At 35.4% G+C, this 9,530-nt stretch carries 11 protein-coding genes; 4 read left to right on the top strand and 7 right to left on the bottom strand.

Annotated elements, in window-relative coordinates:
- The 4 genes from ACGHIN_RS15595 to guaA form a co-directional block, all read left to right on the top strand.
- Positions 1-220: formyltransferase family protein (locus ACGHIN_RS15595; protein ID WP_390455564.1), on the top strand; the 220-nt coding region annotated here is incomplete at its 5' end.
- A gap of 248 nt (positions 221-468) precedes the next feature.
- Positions 469-1,983 carry a bifunctional phosphoribosylaminoimidazolecarboxamide formyltransferase/IMP cyclohydrolase gene (purH, locus tag ACGHIN_RS15590; RefSeq protein WP_390455561.1) on the top strand — a complete coding sequence of 505 codons (1,515 nt, stop codon included), beginning with the start codon at positions 469-471 and terminating at the stop codon, positions 1,981-1,983.
- Positions 1,984-2,072: 89 nt separating this feature from the next.
- A complete protein-coding gene (purD, locus tag ACGHIN_RS15585) occupies positions 2,073-3,311 on the top strand; it encodes a phosphoribosylamine--glycine ligase (protein ID WP_390455558.1) in 1,239 nt (412 codons plus the stop codon).
- Positions 3,312-3,439: 128 nt separating this feature from the next.
- Positions 3,440-4,969, top strand: a complete 1,530-nt coding sequence (guaA, locus tag ACGHIN_RS15580) for a glutamine-hydrolyzing GMP synthase (protein WP_390455555.1) — start codon at positions 3,440-3,442, stop codon at positions 4,967-4,969.
- A gap of 147 nt (positions 4,970-5,116) precedes the next feature.
- Here guaA and ACGHIN_RS15575 read toward each other — a convergent pair whose 3' ends face one another.
- The 7 genes from ACGHIN_RS15575 to ACGHIN_RS15545 form a co-directional block, all read right to left on the bottom strand.
- Complete coding sequence (locus tag ACGHIN_RS15575; RefSeq protein WP_390455552.1) at positions 5,117-5,365, bottom strand: hypothetical protein; 249 nt, start codon at positions 5,363-5,365, stop codon at positions 5,117-5,119.
- A 76-nt stretch (positions 5,366-5,441) separates the two neighbouring features.
- Positions 5,442-5,765, bottom strand: a complete 324-nt coding sequence (locus ACGHIN_RS15570) for a DUF1493 family protein (RefSeq protein WP_390455549.1) — start codon at positions 5,763-5,765, stop codon at positions 5,442-5,444.
- 8 nt (positions 5,766-5,773) lie between these two features.
- Positions 5,774-6,625, bottom strand: a complete 852-nt coding sequence (locus ACGHIN_RS15565) for a hypothetical protein (protein WP_390455546.1) — start codon at positions 6,623-6,625, stop codon at positions 5,774-5,776.
- 187 nt (positions 6,626-6,812) lie between these two features.
- Positions 6,813-7,064: a hypothetical protein gene (locus ACGHIN_RS15560; RefSeq protein ID WP_390455543.1), complete on the bottom strand. Its 252-nt coding sequence runs from the start codon at positions 7,062-7,064 to the stop codon at positions 6,813-6,815.
- A gap of 8 nt (positions 7,065-7,072) precedes the next feature.
- Positions 7,073-7,831, bottom strand: coding sequence for a hypothetical protein (locus tag ACGHIN_RS15555; protein ID WP_390455540.1), 759 nt, complete (start codon positions 7,829-7,831; stop codon positions 7,073-7,075).
- 223 nt (positions 7,832-8,054) lie between these two features.
- Entirely contained in the window at positions 8,055-8,594 is a 540-nt protein-coding gene (locus ACGHIN_RS15550) for a LemA family protein (RefSeq protein ID WP_390455537.1), read from the bottom strand.
- A 23-nt stretch (positions 8,595-8,617) separates the two neighbouring features.
- Positions 8,618-9,439 (bottom strand): RHS repeat-associated core domain-containing protein, encoded by an 822-nt coding sequence (locus ACGHIN_RS15545; RefSeq protein ID WP_390455534.1) that lies wholly within the window; start codon positions 9,437-9,439, stop codon positions 8,618-8,620.
- Between the last annotated feature and the right edge of the window lie 91 nt (positions 9,440-9,530).

The raw sequence follows: 9,530 nt of genomic DNA, 5'->3' as shown, positions 1-9,530 counted from the left end.
GGGGATGAATGTTCACAACGCAGTTATAGAAGCAAAAGAGGTGGAAAGCGGCGCAACGGTTCATTTTGTAACATCAGGAATTGATGAAGGAGAAATCATTCTTCAAAAGTGTTTTGAAGTAACGGAAAACGAAACCCCTGATACTTTAGCACAAAAAGTTCATCAGATAGAATATGAAATTTTCCCTAAAGCTATTAACAAAGTATTGGGTAATATTTAAAATAAAAATTCCCCTCCTCTGGAGGGGTGTCAAAAATTCTAAGAATTTTTGACGGGGTGGTTAAAAAACACATTAGATTTTGAAAAAAATATTTCGAAAACATTTGATAAAATCTAAGTAAAATAAAGTAAATCCGGGGGTGAAAGACCGGGATACAGTTTGAAATAGCTGTAAAAAGTAAAAAATCGAAAGTAAAATGAGCAACAAATCGCAGATTCGCGATTCCGGCTTAAAAAAATGAAAAATCTATGAGCAAACGAGTTTTAATCAGTGTTTCTGACAAAAGCGGATTAATTGAATTCGCGCAGTTTTTGGAAGCCCAGAATTATGAATTAATTTCTACGGGGGGAACTTTCAAACATTTGAAAGACGCTGGTTTAAATCCAATTCAGATTGATGAGGTTACCAATTTCCCTGAAATGCTTGACGGAAGAGTGAAGACCTTACACCCGAAAGTTCACGGCGGGCTTTTGGCTGTACGTTCCAACGAAGAGCACATGAAGACGGTTCAGGAGCATGGAATTGGTCTGATAGACATGGTGATCGTGAATCTTTATCCTTTCTTTGAAAATGTAAACAAAGACATTTCTTTACATGATAAAGTAGAGTTTATCGACATCGGTGGTCCTTCCATGCTACGTTCGGCAGCCAAAAACTTTGATTCCGTTACCGTCATTACCGATGTGGAAGATTATGCAACCGTAAAACTGGAAATGGAACAGAACGGTGACACGTATATTGAAACACGTAAAAAGTTAGCCGGAAAAGTATTCAATCTTACTTCTGCTTATGATGCAGCTATTTCAAGAATGCTTTTAGATGAAGAATATCCAACGTATCTAAATGCATCTTACAAGAAAGTTTCTGACCTGAGATATGGAGAAAATCCACATCAGACAGCCGCCTATTATGTTTCTACTTTCGAAAATGGGGCAATGAAAGATTTCGAACAGCTTGGTGGAAAAGAGCTTTCTTTCAACAACCTTCGTGATATGGACCTTTGCTGGAAAGTAGTAAATGAGTTCAAAGAAGAAATGGCCTGTTGTGCCGTAAAGCATTCTACACCTTGTGGAGTGGCGATCGGAACTTCAGCATTGGAAACCTATCAGAAAACGTTCGAATGTGATCCGGTTTCCATCTTTGGCGGAATTGTTGCCATGAACTACAAGATTGATGCGGCAACAGCTGAAGAATTAAATAAAACGTTCCTTGAAATTGTAATGGCTCCTGATTTTGATGAGGAAGCTTTAGAAGTTTTAAGAAAGAAAAAGAACTTAAGAATCATAAAAATTGTAAATCCTGTATCCGACAAACAAATGTGGGTGAAGATCGATGGCGGAATGCTCGTTCAGGATTATGATACTCATTTCTCTGACGATATTAAAGTAGTTACTGATGTTCAGCCTACTGAAGAACAGAAAAAAGCATTGCTTTTCTCCCAGAGAGTAGTGAAGTACGTGAAATCAAACGCAATTGTGGTTTCCAACGGAATCCAGGCTTTTGGAATTGGTGGAGGTCAGGTAAACAGAATCTGGGCGACACAACAGGCCATTGAACGAGCCAAAGAGAAATTCTCTGGAGATTTGGTATTGGCTTCGGATGCTTTCTTCCCGTTTCGTGATGTCGTAGATTTTTGCGCTCAGGAGGGTATTAAAGCAATCATCCAGCCGGGTGGAAGTGTAAAGGACCAGGACAGCATTGATGCGGCCAACGAGCACGCTATTCCGATGATGTTTACAGGGATGAGACACTTTTTACACTAATTAAAATAGAATTAAAAATTGATTTTGAGATTGTATTTATAGCATTCAAAATTATATATTTGTAAAATAGACTAGTTAATTAATAAAGTATGAGAATATTAATCATAGGTGAAGGTGGAAGAGAATCTGCTCTGGCAGCAAAACTTCATAAAGACTCCAGAGTTACTAAAATGTTTTTTGCTAACGGAAATGCGACTACCGATGCAATAGGGAAAAATGTTCATTTATCAGAAATCAAAGAACTTAGAGATTTCGCCATTAAAGAAAAAGTAGATTTAACGATCGTAGGTCCTGAAGCTCCATTGGTAGCAGGTTTGAAGGATGAATTTAAGAAACATGATCTTAAAGTTTTTGGTCCTACTCAGAAAGTGGCAAGTCTTGAAGGAAGTAAAGCCTTCTCAAAGAAATTTATGCAGACCTATGATATCAAAACAGCAAAAGCTGTGGTATTTGATTCATATCCTGACGCAAAAGCATATGTTCAGACCCAGGAATATCCGCTGGTGGTTAAAGCAAGTGGTTTGGCGGGTGGAAAAGGAGTGGTAATCTGTGATACTGTTGAAGAAGCAGAAGCTACCATTCACGACTTCATGATCCGAAGAATTTATGGAGACGCAGGTATCCAATTGGTTATCGAAGAATATTTGCAAGGTTTTGAGGCATCTATTATTGCATTCTCAAATGGTGAGAAATTATTCCCTTGTATCCCTGTAAAAGATTATAAAAAAGCCGGTAACGGTGATAAGGGGCCAAATACAGGAGGTATGGGATCTGTAGCACCAAGCCCTGAGTTTACAGAGGAACATTATGCAGATTTCGAACAAAATATATTAGAACCTACTATCAAAGGCCTTAAAGGAGAAGGTTTCAGTTTCAAAGGAATTATTTTCTTCGGATTAATGGTAACAAAAAAAGGAGCTTATCTTCTTGAATACAACATGAGATTCGGTGATCCTGAAACTCAGGTTCTCATGGCTCTTATGGAAAACAACCTTTTAGATGTGATTAACGATTGTATGCACGGTAAAGACATTGAGCTTAAATTCAAAAATGAAAAAGCAGTTTGTCTGGTTATGTGCTCAGGAGGTTATCCGAGAAACATTGAAACAGGTTTTGAAATTGTGGGAGAAAACAAAGTGAAACATAGTCAGCTATTATATGCAGGAGCGATCAAAAAAGGAGATAAAGTGGTTTCTAACGGCGGTAGGGTATTGAACCTGGTTGCTACAGGGGCTACTTACGATGAAGCCCGTAAGAAAGTTTACGAGGATGCCATCCCTGTTCACTTCGACTACAGTTTCTACAGAGAAGACATCGGAAAATTCTGATAAAAACCACAAAAAAAGATTTGGAGCGCTTCCAAGTCTTTTTTTGTAAAACAATTTATATTAAGGAGTTAGAAGTTTATCGCTTTCGGCTTTCTATCAATTATTAATTATCAATCATCAATTATACAATGAATAACGGTATTATTATATTAGATTTCGGATCCCAGTACAACCAGCTTATCGGAAGAAGAATCCGTGAGATGGGAGTATATTCTGAAATCCTTCCTTTCAGTACACCTTTACAAACGATTTTAGAAAAACAGCCGAAAGGGATTATCCTTTCCGGAGGACCAAGTTCTGTGAACGCAGAAAATGCTCACTTAGTGGAAAAAGCATTATATGAGCAGGGGATTCCTGTGTTGGGAATCTGCTACGGAATGCAGCTGACGGCACACGTTTTAGGTGGGAAAGTACATAAAGGAGTAAAAGGGGAGTATGGAAAGGCTCACTTGGAAATTGTAAAAGAAAGTGCTCTACTTCAAGGGGTTTCTCAAAACTCTATCGTTTGGATGAGCCACTTTGATGAAGTAGGAATGCTTCCTCCTGGTTTTGAGCTGAATGCGACTTCCGGCGTTATTGCTTCCATCTCTAATGCCGAAAGAAATATTTACTGTGTTCAGTTCCACCCGGAAGTTTCCCATACGGAAGAAGGCGGTAAAATGCTTGAAAATTTCGTTTTCGGAATCTGTAAAGCGGAGAAAAACTGGAAATTAACCAATTATATCGAGAAAACAGTTGCGGAGATCCGTGAAAAAGTAGGAGATAACAAAGTAATCTTAGGACTTTCAGGAGGAGTTGACTCTTCTGTAGCGGCAGTGTTGATCCATAAAGCGATCGGTGACCAGTTGACTTGTATCTTCGTAGATACCGGTTTATTGAGAAAGAATGAAGGCCAGAAAGTAATGGATAACTACGGAGAGCATTTCCATATGAACATTAAAATGGTGGATGCTTCCAAAAGATTCTTATCCAAGCTTGAAGGCATTGATGACCCTGAACAGAAAAGAAAGATCATCGGAAACGAATTCATTCACGTTTTTGATGAAGAGTCTCATAAAATTGAAGGTGCTAAGTTCCTGGCACAGGGAACAATTTATCCGGATGTTATCGAAAGCCAGTCAGTGAACGGACCTTCAGCAGTGATCAAATCACACCACAATGTGGGCGGACTTCCGGAGGATATGGAATTCGAATTATTAGAGCCATTGAGAGAGCTTTTCAAAGATGAAGTAAGAAAGGTAGGCGAGGAGCTTGGAATTCCGCATCATTTGGTATACAGACACCCTTTCCCGGGACCAGGTTTAGGAATCAGGGTATTGGGAGCTGTAGATGCTGACAAAGTAAGAATCCTTCAGGAAGCAGATGATATCTTCATTGAGGAATTGTATAAAAATGACCTGTATGAAAAGGTTTCTCAGGCTTTCGTCGTATTACTTCCCGTAAAATCTGTAGGAGTAATGGGAGACGAGAGAACATATGAATATACTGCAGTTGTTCGTTCTGCCAATACCATTGATTTCATGACGGCAACATGGAGTAAGTTACCTTACGAGTTCCTTGAAACGGTTTCCAACAGAATCATCAATGAAGTAAGAGGAATCAACAGGGTAGCATATGATATCTCCAGCAAACCCCCTGCAACGATAGAATGGGAGTAACCCCTTAAAATATCTCAAAAAATACCATTTATGACCTTACTCATAAAATAGTATTTTTTTAGGCGGTAACTTTGTCTAGGAATTAAATAATTTCAAATAATTTTTTTTCATCATTTGTGTTTTTGACCTCCCGCAAGGGAGGTTTTTTTAGGCTCCGAAGTCATACATCCCGCTTTCTTGAAACTCCTTACCATTAAATTTGTATTGGTAAGCATTCTGAGTGGTTGCTGTGTAATTATGCAGCATCCCGAAAGGGTAGTAGTTGTTATTTTCTACAATTTCCCCGGTTTCCAGTAATCTATGCACATTTGACTCCATCCGGATCCGTACATTGTAAACTTTGTATTGTCTTGGCTGGGTAATACCATATTGACCTTTTACAAAAAAACGAACCATTTAAAATTAGAATATTGATTTCAATAATCTAATTTTTGTTCTAAAAAAGATAACAAACCCAAATGAGGATTTCTATTTATTTTGGGTCAAACCATTCTTTTCGTTTTGCTACCTCTGCCATATGTGAAATTGTAAGTGAAGGTTTTGGCTTTATTTTCAATTCAAATCCTAGTTTCATTAACAAATTATTGAAAAAAGATATTTTATAAAAATATTTATTAACATTTAACATTTCGCTATTTGAAACATTAAATTCCTTAAAAAATAGTTCAAAGACCATTTCCATATCTAGAAAATCCTGATCAATCGTGTTAATAATTGTTTTATTTTTTAAGTTATTATTATAAATACCCCATTCTTTAAAAAATGAAACTACTTTTTGTTCTATTTGAGACTCCATAATGAGAACTATTTTCTTTTAGTAGAATTATATATTAGCACACCTCCAGCTCCAGTTCTTGCACCACCAAACCAAACAGCATTTCGTCCAAAAAAACTAAACCAATTTGGTGTCCAACCTGCTTTAACACCAGTATAATAGGGTAATGATTTTATTTTTCCCCATAGTAAATTTATTCTAGCTTTTCCTAGAGTTTCATAATAATACTGTGTAGATTCTAATACAGTTTTACTCGCATTTCCTAAAACTTTATGATCTAATTCGGCCTTACTTAAATTGGTAACTCCCATTTTTATTAATGTTAAACCTGCTTTGAGTTCTTTAACTCCTACATATGCTTGAAACATATCCATACTAGGATCATATAGAGTCCCACCAGTTCCAATCGTAAGATGTCTAAAGCCATATCCTTCAAAAGTGTAGTTTAATTCGCCACCTTGAGAAAAGGTAAATTTTACAGATGTCGAAGAAATAACTTTACCATTACTATCATATATATAATCTGTTGTATCCCCACCATTATTATTAATTTTCTTACCATTTTTATCATAACCATTATCTGGTTCATCATCATTTTCTGCTCCAAATTGCGTAAAATCAAACTGTGAGAAATCTACCTCATTACTTTTATCCTTTTGGGAATCAAAATAGGCATCTAACAAATCTCCCATAGTTACATTACTGCCACCTCCAGATCCAAAACCATCAGGATTTGAAAATGTATTAAACTGTCTTTCAATAGGAGAATCAAAATTCAATCCGTGGTAATTATTAAAATCCTCCATTTCGCTATGCCAAACTCCTTCAGAATCATAAGAACCCATACCATCAGGATCTGTTAAATTGGCTGGGTTATTCATTGCGTAATGATAAGGAGACCATCTTCTGTAACTTTCCGGTAATGGACCCAGACCCGGCATATACATTCTGGCTCTGAAGCTTTATTATATTTATTATATTGACAGATTAGGTTATTTATAAATTATAGCATTGAATTTCAATGCTATAATTTATTACCAATATATAAATCAATTGAGAGTTAATTTATCACAACTTATTTTTTATTCGAGAAATTGGATAAATTGCTACTATTGAGAGAAAAATAATAGAAAGGGCAATTTTTTTATTCATATCTATTTTCCTTTTTAAATCTTGTGCATCTTTAATTTGTTCTTTTGTAGGGTTTAACCCCTCTAATTGTGTCTCATATTTTTCAGAAACAGATAAATCAAGATATTTTATACTTGATCCGACTATTAAAATTAAAAGTAAGACTATTAAAAGTGTTTTAAATTTCATAATTAATTTTATTTGGGCCCCCAAATATGACGGCCTGGGTTGTATCCTCGTTTAACATATTCTATTTGTTGAAAGTCATACAACATTCCAGCTGGAGTTTGGGCGGGTTTTACGCGTGCTCCTCCTGAATTTAATGCTTTGTAGGTAATTGTAGTACAATTGTTTCCTCCAGGACCTACTAAACTGTATACATCAACAGCTCTGCCATATTTATAATATCCTTTTTTCCCCTCTAGTGGGGTTCCTGAATTATATAATTTACCATAATAAGCCTTTACTTGAGTACCATTTACTTCAACTGAAAACTTAGATGTAGGATATTTTTCATTTCTTTCTTTTATAAAGTTTGCAGCATTATTGCCATCTAATTTTAATAATATACCATCTCCATACGGGCCTAAACTTCCTAATGGCGGAGAATAGCTTCCATTGTATCTACCATATGAATAAACAGTGCCATCAATTTCTAAGTAGACATGCCCAACTCCATCAGTTTCGATATATACATTTGCTTTAGATTTATCATCGCCTCCAAATTGCATAAAATCAAACTGCGAGAAATCAGGAGTATGGGTACTGTTACTCGATGCAAGTAAAGCATCCCACAAATCTCCCATGTTTATACCTGGTCCGCCACCGCCACCTTTATCGCTTGGTTTAAAGGTATTATACTCTTTTTCATCAGGTGATCTCCAGTCTATATGATGGTAATTATTAAAATCCTCCATTTCACTATGCCAAACACCCTCTGAATCATAAGAACCCATACCGCAGGATCGATACACTTAATAGGATTGTTCATCTCATTATGAGAAATTCTTTCATCTTCTAAATTTTCAAGTAAATATTTATTTAGGTGAACTTCTGCGACCATCATATCCACTTTATAAAAATTAGATAGGTGCAACCCAAAAGCCGCACCTATTGCTAGCTATTAATTTTTGTAAAGTAGTAAAAAATATTCTGAATAATTACTCATCTATTTTTCATCTACTTTAATTCTCCACCATTTTCAATCCAATCATTGACTTTTTTTTGTTCTCTTATTAAACTCTTATTATCGCTACCATAATCAATTTTAAAATAATCATATAATTCAACCTTGTGTTTTTTTCGAATATAGTTGTAAGGAAAGGTGGAATATTTAATATTAAATTCCCTTACATTGGTATTATATAAAAGCAAATAATTATTTAACTTTTGATTAATTTCCGGCATATATTTAATTCTTATTAAACTATCATTTAAAACATATTCATTAGATAATAATTCTTTCTTCTTATTTTTAAGCTTAATAAGTTTCTCTGTATTATTAACCAAGTGCACAATACTCTTTAGATTTTCATTGTTGTATAGGTTTTCATTTCTTTCATGTAAAAATGCTATATAATGATTCCAAGAAGTATCTACTTTTGATCTATCTGATAGAAATGTATTATTAACATTTTTAATTATAAAAAAAGTAATTCCAAATGCTATTAAAATTATTGCGATTGCCGAAAAAAGACATCCTTTTAGAGTTTTATCCATAAAATTATACTACAAAAAAATTATTACCATTTTCCTTTTGCTCCACCACCGCCAAATCCTGTGTGGTAATCAGGAAAAATCATTTTATAAACATTAATATCTAACCGTTCTATTTGATATAGTAGATATTTGTTCTTTACTTCAAGCCTTAATGTATTTGCCCCGAGTGATGCAACGATTCCTGCAACAACAGCTGTATATGCAGCATTATCTGCATTACTTAAACTTTTTTTATACATATCAAGTTTACCTACTAAAACGTTATAAACATTATTTATAGATTTATAGTCATCACTTCCATATATTTTCACTAATGCTTTTCTTGAGTATTGAAGAATCTGTCCATATTGAGTAGTTTCAAATAAAGCTTCAGATAATATAGTTTCTGCCATCTGAATATTCTTATTTAACTCATATTGCTTTTTTAAAGCAAGTGCTTTTTTAGTATCTTCATCAGATCCGAATCCATTCGCTTCAGAAATAAACTTTGAAAAATCAAACTGCTCAAAATTTGGTGTATAACCATCAGATTGTGCAAACAAGGCATCCAGCAAATCTCCCATGGTTACGTTATTACCACCACCATTTCCAGCTGCATCACCTGTTGTTAATGAATTATTTGTTCTTCTCCAAGGATCAGTGAAAAACCTGTTAAATTCATCACTCTCTCGAACCCATTTGCCATTTTCGTCATAAGACCCCATCCCGTCTGCATCAATAAACCTGATTGGGTTATTCATCGCATAATGATAAGGCGACCACCTTCTGTAGCTTTCCGCTAATGGATCAATGACTCCCCATCTTCCCAAATCCGGCATATACATTCTGGCTCCGAAGTCATACATTCCGTAGTCTACTTCATTTTTTAGGATTTTCCTACTTCAGTTCTTTTCGCGCGAGGCTTTTCACTGTGATCGTCTTCGCTTGCTCGCTTAC

It is taken from the genome of Chryseobacterium barbadense, from assembly GCF_042849955.1.
GTDB lineage: Bacteria > Bacteroidota > Bacteroidia > Flavobacteriales > Weeksellaceae > Chryseobacterium.
The sequence above is the reverse complement of the archived record's forward strand: the minus strand, read 5'-3'. Positions and strand labels throughout refer to the sequence as shown.